The sequence below is a fragment of the Paenibacillus sp. JMULE4 genome (assembly GCF_013337105.1).
Classification (GTDB): Bacteria; Bacillota; Bacilli; order Paenibacillales; family NBRC-103111; genus Paenibacillus_G; species Paenibacillus_G naphthalenovorans.
The window spans coordinates 34,651-47,671 of sequence record NZ_SGWF01000010.1; the positions used below are offsets into that span (position 1 = coordinate 34,651).

Below are 13,021 nucleotides of genomic sequence, written 5' to 3' on the forward strand. Positions count from 1 at the left end.
AGCATACGGCGCTGGCCGTATGCTTTTTTCGCTTGGGTTGGGTATAATGTGAAGAGAAGTGCAGGCGGAAGAAAAAGGAGTGTAGGGTATGAAGCAGGTGCCTATCGGTGTATCCGCAAGACATATTCATTTATCGAAGGAGCATATTAAGCTGCTGTTCGGTCCGGATTATGAACTTCAAGTGCTGAAAGAGCTGTCGCAGCCCGGACAGTTTGCGGCAAAAGAAACGGTTACTGTCGTTACCCCCAAAGGGCAAATAGATAAGGTCCGCATTCTTGGTCCGGCGCGCAGTCGATCGCAGCTGGAAATATCCCGAACCGATGCCTTTACACTGGGGATCGACCCGCCTGTAAGAGAATCGGGGCATATTGAGGGAACGCCGGGGATCAGAGTTATTGGCCCTGCCGGGGAGGTCGAACTGGAGGAGGGGGTTATTGTAGCGGCAAGACATATTCATTTTCATACAGACGATGCGGCCAAGTGGGGCATTACGGATAAACAGAAGCTGACCGTTCGGGTTGAGGGGGAACGCGCGGTTACATTCGAGCAGGTTATCGCCCGTGTTTCAGATCAATTTGCGCTTGATATGCACATTGATACCGATGAAGCCAACGCCGCGGGCGTGAAGACCGGGGATATCGGTTTTATATTGTCGTAGGATGCGGAGGATTCTTTTGAAATGCATGCCGTATTAATGATATAATAAAGGGTATGATCTTCGCGGCAAATTGCAGTTCAGGAGGAATTCGAGGAATGACGACGACAAAACAAAAATCCGAGAAAGATTATTCGATATATTTTCAGCCTCCTTCTCTCACAGACGCCAAAAAAAGAGGGAAAGAAGACATTGAGGTTCATTACGATTTCAACATCCCCGAAGAGCTGCGTGAGCTCGGGAAGGACAAGTATTATCTGATTCAAACGTACGGCTGTCAAATGAACGAGCATGATACGGAGACGATCAAGGGCTTGCTTGAGCAGATGGGCTATCGAGCGACCGAGGACCGCCGGCAAGCGGATATTATTCTGCTGAATACATGCGCCGTTCGGGAGAACGCGGAAGATAAGGTATTCGGCGAGCTCGGCCACTTGAAGCACCTGAAGACGGAGAAACCGTCGCTGCTGCTCGGCGTTTGCGGCTGTATGTCTCAAGAAGAGGCGGTGGTGAACCGCATTCTCAAGAAGCATCCGTTCGTTGATCTGATTTTCGGTACGCACAACATCCATCGCCTGCCTGTTCTGGTGAAAGAAGCGATGTTCAGCAAAGAGATGGTTGTTGAGGTATGGTCCAAGGAAGGCGACATCATCGAGAACCTGCCTAAGAAGCGCGAAGGAATCAAAGCATGGGTCAACATTATGTACGGCTGCGACAAGTTCTGTACTTACTGTATCGTGCCGTATACGCGCGGAAAGGAACGAAGCCGCCGTCCGGAAGATGTTATTGCAGAGGTACGCGATTTGGCGCGGCAGGGCTTTAAGGAGATTATGCTGCTCGGCCAAAATGTAAATGCATACGGGAAGGATTTTGAAGATTCCAATTACCGTTTTGGGGATTTGATGGACGATATCCGTAAAATAGATATCCCGCGGGTCCGCTTCACTACCTCGCATCCGCGCGATTTTGACGATCACCTGATCGAGGTGCTGGCTAAGAAAGGCAACCTGATGGAGCATATCCACCTTCCGGTGCAATCGGGAAGCAACGAAATTTTAAAGCGAATGAGCCGCAAGTACACGCGTGAGCGTTATTTGGAGCTGGTGAGCAAAATCAAGAAAGCAATCCCCGATGTCGTCTTGACGACAGATATTATCGTGGGTTTTCCCGGCGAAACCGAGGAGCAATTCGAGGAAACCGTTTCGCTTGTGCGTGAAGTTGGCTTTGACAGCGCGTTTACGTTCATTTATTCTCCCCGGGAAGGTACGCCCGCTGCGGATATGGAAGATAATGTTCCTCTTCAAGTGAAAAAAGAACGATTATACCGCCTCAACAATGTCCTTAATGAATTCAGTAAGGCCAGCAACGAGAAGCTGAAGGGCCAAACGCTTGAAGTGTTGGTTGAGGGCGAGAGCAAAAACAATCCGAACGTATTGGCCGGCCGCACGCGTACGAACAAGCTGGTGCATTTTGAAGGGCCGAAGGAGTTGATCGGAAAGTTTGTGCAAGTGAAAATTACAGAAACCCCGACGTTCTATATCAAAGGCGAATGGGTGCAGGAAGCGATAGTTCATTAAGTTAAAGATTAGGGGCGTGTGACGCATATGGCGGAGCAAAAATATACGAATTGCGGCATGGAATTGTACCACAACAAGGATCTAATCGTCCGTGAGGATATTATGGCCAAAGCGAAGGAGCTTGCGGCACTTTTGTCTACTTCCAACGAGGTTCAGTTTTTTCAAAAGGCTGAGAAGCAGATCGCCAATAACGATCATATCCAGTCACTGATCAGCGCCATTAAGAAAAAGCAGAAGGAAATCGTAGCTTTCGAGACTTTCCAGAATCAGAAAATGGTGGACAAAATCGAGAAGGAAATCGAGGAACTGCAAAATGAGCTTGACGCGATTCCGATCGTAAGTGAGTTCAAGCAGTCTCAGGAGGATATCAACTATCTGCTTCAGCTTGTAATGACAGTGATTCGAGATACGATTTCAGAAACGATCACGGTTGAGCAAGGAACGGTAACCAGCTCCTCCTGCAGTGACTAAGATATAACCAAGATGTAACTATAGGACCGATTGTGCATTGTCATAGGGCGCATGTCGGTCTTTTTATTTTACAGAGTCTGGTATATGATTGGAGCGGAAAATGGATACTATTGAGAAAAAAAGTGGAAGGAGTACGAAAATGTCAACGACGATGAATCCTATACCGGGTCCTAAGGGGCTGCCCTTTTCGGGTAATTTGTTTGCGTTTCGAAAAGACCCTTTGGGTTTTCTGACGAAAGTACAGCGCGAATACGGAGATGTAGTGTATATTCGCTTTGGGCCGTCCCGTCATGTCTATTTGATCAGTGACCCGGAGCAGATCAAGGACATTCTGCTTACCAAGCAGCACGCATTTCATAAGGCGAAGGGCTTGCAAACGGCCAAAGCGGTTGTGGGGGAAGGGATTCTCACGAGCGAAGGCGAAAAGCATATGCGGCAGCGAAGGCTGCTGCAGCCTTCCTTTCGCAAGGATCGGATCGGCCAGTATGCGGAAGCGATGGTGGACTATACGGAACACATGCTGCAGACCTGGCGGCCCGGCGAGACGCGCATCGTAACGGAGGACATGATGCAGCTGACGCTCGATATCATCACCCATACGATGTTTGGAACAGGTATTACAAGCGGTATAAACGAAATCGGCCGTGCGATTGAAGTCGGGATGAAATATGTCAGCCATAAAGCCTCGTCGTTTTTGGATATTCCGGAATCCATTCCGACCAAGAGTAATGTGGAGTTTAAGCGGTCGGCCCAAACGCTGGACCGTGTCATCTTCAATATTATTGAAGAGCGGCGCAAAAAGCCCGATGCCAACAGAGAAGATTTGCTGTCCATGCTGTTGAAGGCCAGGGACGAAGAAACGGGAACGGGGATGAGTGATAAGCAGGTTCGCGATGAGGTGATGACGATCTTCCTGGCTGGACATGAAACGACGGCAAACACGCTGTCCTGGACCTGGTATTTGCTTTCTCAGAATCCGGAAGCGGAGCAGAAGTTTCATGAAGAGCTGGATCGTGTGCTGGGCGGCCGCAGGCCGACACATGACGATATAGACCAATTGAAGTACACCCGGCAGATCGTCTGGGAGTCCATGAGGGTGTACCCTGCCGTCTGGGCCGTGAACCGTCAAGTGGTCAAGGAGGTTGAGATTGGCGGACGCCTTTACAAGCCAGGCGACACCTTGATGATGAGCCAATTCGTCATGCACCGGAACCCCAAATATTATGAGGAGGCAGACCGGTTTCTTCCGGAGCGGTTTGAAGGGGACTTGCTCAAGCAAATTCCTCAGTTTGGCTATTTTCCTTTTGGCGGCGGTCCAAGGGTGTGCATCGGCAATCATTTCGCTCTGATGGAAGCTACGCTGCTTCTTGCAACCATCGGGAGCCGTTACAAGCTGCGGTTAGCGCCCGATCACCACGAGGTGCGGCCGGAACCCCTTGTGACACTTCGACCTAAGAACGGCCTGAAAATGGTGGTGACAGCAAGAAAGGAATAAAATACGGGAAAAGCGGATATGCTTTTTTTACAGTAAATTTAGACTTGAAAGGAGGCTTTGTTGTGGATCTCGTCAGATTTACGATACACCCGAACAATGAGGCCGAGCTTAAGGCTCTGATGGATGAAATCAATGCCCACTCCATTCTCACGGAAACGGAGAAACAGCAGCTATTGGAAGAGCTGAACGACCTGCAATACGAAGTAGAGCAAACCTAAAAATGGACCCTTCTCCGGTTCGAGACTTGAGGGTCTTTGAATGGGTGGGGGAAAAGTCCCCGGAATTCATCTTGTCGGACAGTTGTGTTACAATATAGCGGTAAGCGTGATGTGAGATGAGGTGAATCCCGGTGGAAAAAGACGTTTTAACCCGGTTCGGCGTATCGATGCCGGAGGAATTGATTAAGCAGTTTGACCAGTACATTACGGACCAAGGTTACACCAATCGATCTGAAGCGATACGGGATTTGGTGAGAAGAGTGCTCCTTGAACCCGGGGGGCTGCCGGGGGATCAGCTTGTGGCGGGAACGATTGTGATGGTGTACGATCATCATGTGACGGATCTCCCCTTATATTTGATGGAGCTGCAGCACGATTATCATCATTTTATTATTTCGACAATGCATGTGCATTTGAACCACGACCAATGTCTGGAGATTATCGCTGTCCGCGGCAATCTTTCCGAATTAAGAGAGTTAAAGCAAAAAATTCAGGTGCAAAAGGGCGTTTTATACGCGGAGTTATCCGTTACTTACGTGGATGAACACGGATCAACCGGATCAAAGCATCAGCATACATAAATCAAGGACCCGGAGTTATCGTTAACCGGGTCCTCATTTGTTACGAACGCGGGATGAAAATAGGGTAGGCTCCATGAATGGAGCAAAGGAGGTTCGGCTGACGGGCTGTCGGCTAAGAGCAGAATAGGTGAAGAAGGGGACACTAGGAAAAAATCCTCTTGCTTCTTTCATAAATTTGTCATCGAATAACGCAGGACGAAGTATTTTTTCGAACGGAATTGTGGTATTTTGATAGACAAAAGCAAAAATCAGCTATCCGCAACCGAAAGGGGTCTATACGTTACATGGCGACAATCATACTGCTGCTTTGCTTGATTGTGATGGGTTCTTTCTTCAGTGTTTCCTTTGTTCTATTTTTTCAGAAAAAAAAGACCTTGGGATTTCTTTTCATAGCTCTTGGATTCATTAGCGCCTTCTTCTTTTACTATGCGATCTTTAATGGCTGGCTTGCTCTGCCGGAGGCTAAGTAAACGCAATGGACGGACGTAATCGTAAAGATATAGCGCCAGGTGCGGAAGTGGATATTGTGCTGAAGCAGGATCAGCGAACAGGCAAGCTGACCCGCGGAATCGTAAAGGATCTGCTGACCAAGTCATCTGTGCATCCGCATGGCATTAAAGTGAGGCTGACAGACGGCCAAGTCGGACGAGTCAAGCAAATCATCAAGCCCTGAATAGAAATAGTTTGCAGCCTTCCCGCGTACAATGAAAACAGCAGAGGGAAGGAGAGTTTGCGGATGGAAACGTTCGGCAGAGGGTGTCTGTACCTTGTGATCGGCTTCATTGTTGTTTTTGTCTTCGCATGGATCACACGGAGTACAATCAACATTCCCTGGTTTATTTTGATTCCTCTTGTGATTTTAGCTTTCTGGATAGCAGGTAAAAAGGGCAAATGAGCAAAGGACTTGGATCAGCCTCTTTGGATCATTGCAATGGACTGCCGTTGTATCCGGAAAGACCACCTTCGCATGCCCATTTGTTTCAGGGATGGTCCTCACTCGTGCTTGGCCATGTCCATCTCGTCGAATTTTTTACTTATCCGGTCAACGGAAGCGCGACGGATCAGCATGTGCATACATATCAAGGTCATACTTCAGTAGCTGTCGGACACTTTCATCGTTTCATCGGAAGGACAGGTTGCGCAATCCCGCTGCCGGACGGCTCGCATTATCATGACATAGACGCTATTGTTGACGAGGAACCTTTTGAGTTCAAAAAAGGCTATTATGTTACGGTAAGCCGGATAAAACCGCATACCCATGAATTTAAGGGATTTACCGGAACCGGACTCGGCTACGAACCTGCAGAGGGGTAAGGATATAGTGTTGAAAGAAGAGACTTGGCTCATGGGCCGAGTCTTTTTTAATTCCGGCGAATTCAGTGTATTCTGATGAGCTTACCTACATTATTCCATTATGGATAAAACTCTAGATAAAATAGATTATATACGATTTATTTGAAATAAAATTGAAAGAAAGTTTCATTTTTATTGGCGTCATTCCAAAAATAGACGAATTGATTATTCCAAATTGAAATAAAGTTAGGTATAATAGAGGTACGATATTGGAAAGCGGGGAGGGAGTCTCGTGAAAAGCCGGAAACATACTTTCAACCAATGGGCGAATATATTTTGGACATTTTTCAAAATCGGCCCTGTCACCTTTGGCGGCGGATACGCGATGATTCCAGCCATCGAGAGGGAAGTCATCAATAAGCGGCACTGGATTACGCAGGATGAGATGAGTGGAGTCTTGTCGGTGGCCGGGTCGGCGCCGGGAGGAATCGGGGTCAACGCAGCCGCATTCATCGGGTACCGATTGGCGGGAATTCCGGGAGCTGCGGCGGCGGTAGCCGGCATGACACTGCCGACGTTCGTTATCGTGTTCTTATTGAGCCTTGGCTTCAGCCAGGTGGTTGATTATCCAAAAGCAACTGCGGCATTTCAAGGCATTCAAGGCGCGATTGCGGCGTTAATTATCATCTCGGCATACAACATGGGCAAATCGTCCGTGGTGGATCGAACGACATTGGTCACGGCAGCATGTACGGTCGTCCTGCTGCTGGTGTTTCATTTGTCCCCTCTGCTTGTCATTGTCGCCGGGCTCATCATCGGACATTTACTTGTTCTTATTAAAAACAAACTTGGGGTTGTTGTGCGCTACAATAAAGAAGCTGCAGCAACTACGACATCTACGGGCTATAAATATGCGGATTATTATATAGCCGACGGGATTTGACGGATCGGGGTGTCCCCTATGCTTTGGAGCTTGTTTTATGTATTTTTGCAAATCGGGTTCGTATCGTTTGGCGGCGGCTATGCGATGATCCCTGTCATCCGTCATCAAGTTCTTCAATACGGGTGGATTTCCGAAAAGGAATTTTCCGAACTGGTGGCACTTGCGGGGATGTCGCCTGGACCGATTGCCACCAACAGCGCAACCTTAATAGGTTATAAAACGGCCGGTCTCGCCGGAGCGGCGGTTTCCACACTGGGAATGATTCTTCCTTCTTTGCTGCTTATCATTCTGATTTCCGCTTTCTTTTATAAAGTGCAAAAGGCCGATTGGGTGAAAGCGACGTTTTACGGATTAAAGCCTGTAGTGACGGGAATGATCATTTACGCAGCGATTCACTTTGGCATACCGAACGGTGGTTCCGGTTTGCTTTCCTGGCAAACAGCCGGTACCTTGATTATCATGGCGCTTTGTATTATTGCGCTGCTGAAATACCGGATGCACCCGTTTGCGGTGATCGTCTTGTCAGGACTGCTCGGTATCGCATTCTTTTAACAATAACTGAATGAATACGTTTTTCTTGCTTCTGCTTGTGGTACAATGAGGGTTGGATTGTTGGATTATCGGAGTGATGCTCATTGTTGAAACTGCCTGTAGAATCGATCCTTCCGAAATTGAAGGGCAAATTAAAAACGCATACTAACGCGGTGCTGATTGCAGCGCCGGGGGCAGGGAAGACGACCCGCGTACCGCTTGAGCTTCTTTCCGAGCCTTGGCTTGGCTCCCGCAAGATCATTATGCTGGAGCCCCGGCGTTTGGCCGCAAGGGCCGCTGCACGCTTCATGGCTGCGATGCTTGGAGAGCAGGTGGGAGAGACCGTCGGATACCGGGTGCGTTCGGATACAAACGTCAGTACCAAAACGCGAATCGAAGTCATCACCGAAGGGGTATTGACCCGTATGCTGCAGAGCGACCCCTCCCTGGAAGGGGTAGGACTCGTCATCTTTGACGAGTATCATGAACGCAGCATGCAGGCCGATCTGGGACTGGCCTTATGTCTGGAAGCCCAGGCTGTTCTTCGTGAGGATTTGCGGCTGCTGGTGATGTCCGCCACATTGGACGCCGCGCCCATAGCCGCGCTGATGCATAATGCGCCGGTCATCGTCAGTGAAGGCCGAAGCTTTCCCGTGGAGACCCGATACTTGAGCCGTCGGCCGGAAGGACGAATAGAACCTTTGGTCGTAAGGGAAATCATCCGCGGGCTGTCGGAAGGGGAAGGCGATCTTCTGGTCTTTCTTCCGGGTGCTGCCGAGATTCGGCGGGTAGAAGGTCTTCTGGCCAGCATGAACTTGGGAGCTAATATCCGAGTGGCGCCGCTGTACGGCCAAATGCCGCAGGAAGCGCAGGATCGCGCGGTGGCGCCATGCGGTCCCGGCGAACGCAAGATTGTACTGGCGACGTCGATCGCCGAATCCAGCCTCACCGTGGAAGGGGTAAGGATAGTTGTGGACAGCGGGTTGATGCGGGTGCCGCGCTTCTCGCCGCGTACAGGAATGACCCGGCTTGAGACGGTGCCCGTTTCCCGCGCTTCAGCGGATCAACGGTGCGGACGGGCGGGCCGTCAGGCACCCGGTCTATGCTTTCGGCTGTGGACGGAACAGGAAGAGAGAAACTTCGCGCAGTATACAACGCCGGAAATATTGGAAGCCGATCTCGCTCCGTTGGCGCTCGAGCTGGCCGCCTGGGGCGTGTCCGATCCGGAACAGCTATCCTGGCTGGATCCGCCGCCGGCCGCTGCTTACTCGCAGGGCCGCAACCTGCTCAAGCAGCTTGGCGCACTCGATGCAGCGGGAGCGATCACGGCTTACGGACGCCGGATGGTGGAGCTCGGGATGACGCCCAGATTGGGGCATATGGTGCTTCAGGCGATTCCTTTGGGCTATGGAGGGCTGGCTTGCGAACTTGCGGCGCTGCTTAGCGAACGGGACATGCTGCGCTTTGAGGCCGGCGTTCCCGATGCGGATTTGAGGCTGCGCGTGGAAGCGCTGGCCCGCCCGGAGGCACTTCCTGCCGGGGTTACGGTCGACCCCTCGATCAGGCAAAGAGTGAAGGTGGAAGCCAAGCATTGGAAGCAGTCGCTCGGATTACCGCTGCAGCAGGAAGCGGCAAATGCCGAAGCGTGCGGCTGGCTGCTCGCTTACGCTTACCCGGACCGGATAGCACAAAGAAGAGGCGGCGGACGTTATTTGCTCAGCAGCGGTCGGGGGGCCGTCTTCGGAACACAGCAGCCCTTATCTTATGCGCCTTATGCAGTTGCGGCCGAGCTTGATGATCAAGGAGCGGAGAGCCGAATTCACTTGGCGGCTCCGTTGGATGCGGATGTCATATACAGACATCATGCGGAACGTATCGTAACGGAAGATACGGTCGCCTGGGATGGCGGTTCCCAGTCGGTTAGGTCAAGACGGTGCGATCGGCTCGGAGCGCTGGTTTTGCGGGAGGAACCTCTGTCAAACCCGGATCCGGATAAATGGCTGGAGGCATTGCTTGACGGAATCGCAGAGGAAGGCTTAATCATACTGCCATGGACCAAAGGGGCCAAACAGCTGCGTCAGCGTATGGGTTACATGCAGAGGCATCATCCCGATTGGCCTGACGTATCGGAGTCCGGTCTTATCGCCGGCCTGAAACACTGGCTTGCTCCGCATGTGTATGGCATGAGAAGCCGAGACGATCTTCAGCGGGTGAATCTGACGGCTGCGCTCGAATCCATGCTGTCGTGGCCGCAGAAGCAAGCCTTGGATGAGAGTGTCCCGACACATATCGTGGTGCCGAGCGGCTCGCGCATTCCTGTCGATTACAGCGATCCCGACGCACCTGTCCTGGCCGTACGCCTGCAGGAGCTGTTCGGACTTCAGGAGATGCCGCGTATCGCAGGGGGGAAAGTGCCCCTTGTGCTGCACCTGCTGTCCCCGGCGCAACGCCCCGTACAAGTGACGAGGGATTTAGCAAGCTTTTGGCGGGAGGCTTATTTTGAAGTGAAGAAAGATTTGAAGGGGCGGTATCCGAAGCACTATTGGCCGGATGATCCGCTCGCCGCCATTCCGACGCATCGCGCCAAGCCGCGAAACCAGGCATAAGCCCGGCGGCTGTTATGGATGATACCTGAATTTGCCCCATCGCAAAGGACATAGGAAAAGCCGCACCGGATCTCCCGGGCGGCTTGCTTTATGCTAATAGCGGAAAACATTCGATCTCGTTTGGCCGCTGCGCAGAAGCCGCCAACCCAAATAGATCAACACTGCGGCAATCACCAAATTGAGCAGCTTCAACAGCCAATACAGCATCAGTCCGACCCCGGCGGCCATCATCAGAGCACTGCAGACTTTTTTCAAAGTGGAATCCGCCTCCATCCACAGCTTGTAGCCGAAGCCGACCATCACCAGAGCGACCAGATAAGCGAGCAGAGCGGCCAATCCGCCCCAAGCGATTAATCCCCAAACCCCGATCACGATCATAACGGCACCGCTCACGCTTTTTATATTCCATTTCATCGCTGTTCCCCCGTCCTTTTACGGATTGTCTTTGTTTTTATTGTAAACGAAAGGCGGCTGGCTGAAAACCGTCCGAAGACGGTTCGTTAACTGGACCTTGGTCGAGCACCGGGTCCGGAGCTGTTTTCATGGGATTAGGCATTTTCTTCAGAGAGCGATATAATTAGTAATAAAATGGATAAAAGGAGACGATATGGCGTTTAAATCCAGGTTTTTAACTATATATTTCGGGTTATTCGCTCTGTATGCCATTTTGATTGGCATCTATTTGTGGCTGGCTTCAGGCGATCAGATCCCGGATGCCCTTAAGGGAACCGCCGCAGATCCCGCCACATTTTTGACGGAAACTCAGCTGCAGCAAAGCGAGGTTTATTCCGTACTCCGCAATTGGCTCTTTTTTATCGGTTATCCTTGGGAATGGGCGATTTATCTCGTGCTGTTGTTCACCGGTACTGCCGCGCGATGGCAGGAGAAGCTGGCGCACACAGCCATGCCGGGTTATGTCCGGTTTCCTGTATTCGTGCTTTGGCTGAGCCTTGTTTCTTTTGCCGCTTTGCTGCCGCTTCGATTGGCCGGATACGCCCTGGCCCGTTACTACGGCGTATCGACCCAAGCGGTCTGGAGCTGGATCCGGGACAATGCGGTTTCATTCTCGATCCATTATGTGATGCTGGCGCTTGTCTCTTCCGTCGCATTCTTCTTTATTCGCCGCGGAGGACGCTGGTGGCTGAAGCTGTGGCTGTTGTCCGTGCCGTTCATTCTCTTTCTGATGTATATACAGCCCGTGGTTATTGATCCGCTCTACAACGAGTTTAACCGGCTTTCCAACCCGCAGCTCGAGCAGAAAATTTTAGCTTTGGCGGATAAAGCGGATATTCCGGCGCACAGGGTGTATGAAGTGAAGGTGTCGGAGAAGACGAATGCGCTGAACGCTTATGTCAACGGGATCGGCTCCAGCCTGCGGATTGTGCTTTGGGATACGACGCTGCAGAGGCTGGACGAGAATGAGATTCTGCTGATCATGGCTCATGAGATGGGTCATTATGCGATGCACCATTTGGAGTGGAGTGCTTTGGGTTCCGTTGCCTCCTCATTTTTCCTGCTTTGGATCGGCAGCATGCTCTATAAGGCGATGATTCGGCGGTGGGGCTCTCGATGGGGCATTCGAAAAGCGGGTGATGCTGCCGCCCTTCCGGTACTGCTGCTCATTATTTCCCTGCTTTCCTTTGCCTTCAGTCCTGCGGCCAATTTCATATCCAGACAGGCGGAGCGGTCGGCTGACGAGTATGCGATTCGTTTAATCGGCAGTACGGAAGGAGCGGTGACAATGTACCAGAAGCTTGCCGCAGCTTCTCTTAGTGAAATGAATCCGCCGCTGCTGGTGAAGCTGTTCCGGTCCACCCATCCAAGCTTGATGGAACGCATTGCAGGTGTTCGGATTCATGAAGAAAGAAAATAAGGAGCTGCAGCTATACTTGATGTGCGGAATGTCCACGTCACCGGATTTTATGGAAGACTTCCGGTATGAGCTAAGCAGACGGATGATAAAAGCGGGCTTGTCCGCGACCTCGCAGCTTTTATTCCCGTACGGGGATTGGAGCCGCAAAGCGGCTGCCCAAATGCTCGAGATTACCCACGATACGGCGCTTGGCCCTAAACAGTTTGCACGTTCTGTCGGAGGACGCCGGGCAGCGCAAGAGGTTAGCAGAGGCCATGCGGCATTTCGCGGAATTCGTGTGTTCATCGGTCATAGCGGGGGCGGAGTGGCAGCAGCGCATGCGTCCCGCCTTTTGCTGCAGGATTACGCTGAAAAAGATGATCTCAGGCACTTCATTATTCAAATCGGTTCGCCTAAGTGTGCTGTGCATCCTGAAGATCGGCAGGACACGCTCTATATCAGATTCGGCGGGGATGGCCGCAGGACGGACCCCGTGACCCGTATGGGCAGTTGGGGAGGATGGGAAAAAGCGGCGGGAAGATGGTGGCGCTGGAATCCGGAAAAGTACGCGCCGGCCAGCCGTGTTCAGCTTTCTTTAATCGGAGGCCATGCCGATTATTTCAGGCGCCACGATCCTTTTGTCTCTGGGGAAGGCGTGTCCAATCTGGAGAAAATGACGGATTGCATCCAACGCTGGCTGAAGGAGAGAATGAATGCAGCCGCCATGCTTTAATTACAGGGTCCCCGACCCGAAAAATAGCCTTGCAAACGCTTACCGTATAACTTATGATATAGTAAA

General features: G+C 51.4%; 14 protein-coding genes. 13 read left to right on the forward strand and 1 reads right to left on the reverse strand.

The window, feature by feature from the left end; all coding sequences use genetic code 11:
• Positions 1 to 88 precede the first annotated feature (88 nt).
• From pduL to hrpB, 11 genes are all read left to right on the forward strand, one after another.
• Entirely contained in the window at positions 89 to 658 is a 570-nt protein-coding gene (gene pduL / locus EXW96_RS02395; RefSeq protein ID WP_174349775.1) for a phosphate propanoyltransferase, read from the forward strand.
• Between the two features lie 95 nt (positions 659 to 753).
• Entirely contained in the window at positions 754 to 2,232 is a 1,479-nt protein-coding gene (gene miaB, locus EXW96_RS02400) for a tRNA (N6-isopentenyl adenosine(37)-C2)-methylthiotransferase MiaB (protein ID WP_062408044.1), read from the forward strand.
• A 27-nt stretch (positions 2,233 to 2,259) separates the two neighbouring features.
• Positions 2,260 to 2,703 (forward strand): YlbF/YmcA family competence regulator, encoded by a 444-nt coding sequence (locus EXW96_RS02405; protein ID WP_054818157.1) that lies wholly within the window; start codon positions 2,260 to 2,262, stop codon positions 2,701 to 2,703.
• 139 nt (positions 2,704 to 2,842) lie between these two features.
• A complete protein-coding gene (locus tag EXW96_RS02410) occupies positions 2,843 to 4,198 on the forward strand; it encodes a cytochrome P450 (RefSeq protein ID WP_174349776.1) in 1,356 nt (451 codons plus the stop codon).
• Between the two features lie 62 nt (positions 4,199 to 4,260).
• The gene (locus EXW96_RS02415) at positions 4,261 to 4,416 is read left to right on the forward strand and encodes a hypothetical protein (RefSeq protein ID WP_174349764.1); all 156 of its coding nucleotides are present in this window, start codon (positions 4,261 to 4,263) and stop codon (positions 4,414 to 4,416) included.
• Positions 4,417 to 4,547: 131 nt separating this feature from the next.
• On the forward strand, positions 4,548 to 4,997 hold the full coding sequence (gene nikR, locus EXW96_RS02420; protein WP_174349777.1) for a nickel-responsive transcriptional regulator NikR: 450 nt from the start codon (positions 4,548 to 4,550) through the stop codon (positions 4,995 to 4,997).
• Positions 4,998 to 5,472: 475 nt separating this feature from the next.
• Complete coding sequence (locus tag EXW96_RS02425; RefSeq protein WP_062408046.1) at positions 5,473 to 5,670, forward strand: YwbE family protein; 198 nt, start codon at positions 5,473 to 5,475, stop codon at positions 5,668 to 5,670.
• A gap of 218 nt (positions 5,671 to 5,888) precedes the next feature.
• Positions 5,889 to 6,311: a YmaF family protein gene (locus EXW96_RS02430; RefSeq protein WP_174349778.1), complete on the forward strand. Its 423-nt coding sequence runs from the start codon at positions 5,889 to 5,891 to the stop codon at positions 6,309 to 6,311.
• 271 nt (positions 6,312 to 6,582) lie between these two features.
• Positions 6,583 to 7,233 carry a chromate transporter gene (locus EXW96_RS02435; RefSeq protein ID WP_082660709.1) on the forward strand — a complete coding sequence of 217 codons (651 nt, stop codon included), beginning with the start codon at positions 6,583 to 6,585 and terminating at the stop codon, positions 7,231 to 7,233.
• Positions 7,234 to 7,251: 18 nt separating this feature from the next.
• Positions 7,252 to 7,785, forward strand: coding sequence for a chromate transporter (locus EXW96_RS02440; protein ID WP_062408049.1), 534 nt, complete (start codon positions 7,252 to 7,254; stop codon positions 7,783 to 7,785).
• Positions 7,786 to 7,868: 83 nt separating this feature from the next.
• On the forward strand, positions 7,869 to 10,370 hold the full coding sequence (hrpB, locus tag EXW96_RS02445; protein WP_174349779.1) for an ATP-dependent helicase HrpB: 2,502 nt from the start codon (positions 7,869 to 7,871) through the stop codon (positions 10,368 to 10,370).
• A gap of 93 nt (positions 10,371 to 10,463) precedes the next feature.
• Here the strand turns inward: hrpB and EXW96_RS02450 are convergent, their stop codons facing one another.
• Positions 10,464 to 10,784 (reverse strand): hypothetical protein, encoded by a 321-nt coding sequence (locus tag EXW96_RS02450; protein WP_062408051.1) that lies wholly within the window; start codon positions 10,782 to 10,784, stop codon positions 10,464 to 10,466.
• A 193-nt stretch (positions 10,785 to 10,977) separates the two neighbouring features.
• Here EXW96_RS02450 and EXW96_RS02455 point away from each other — a divergent pair, with 193 nt between their 5' ends.
• Together EXW96_RS02455 and EXW96_RS02460 are read left to right on the forward strand one after the other, a co-directional pair.
• Positions 10,978 to 12,243, forward strand: coding sequence for a M48 family metallopeptidase (locus EXW96_RS02455; protein ID WP_174349780.1), 1,266 nt, complete (start codon positions 10,978 to 10,980; stop codon positions 12,241 to 12,243).
• Positions 12,227 to 12,955, forward strand: a complete 729-nt coding sequence (locus EXW96_RS02460) for a hypothetical protein (protein WP_174349781.1) — start codon at positions 12,227 to 12,229, stop codon at positions 12,953 to 12,955. Before EXW96_RS02455 ends, EXW96_RS02460 begins: the two co-directional genes overlap by 17 nt.
• The last annotated feature ends 66 nt before the right edge of the window (positions 12,956 to 13,021 follow it).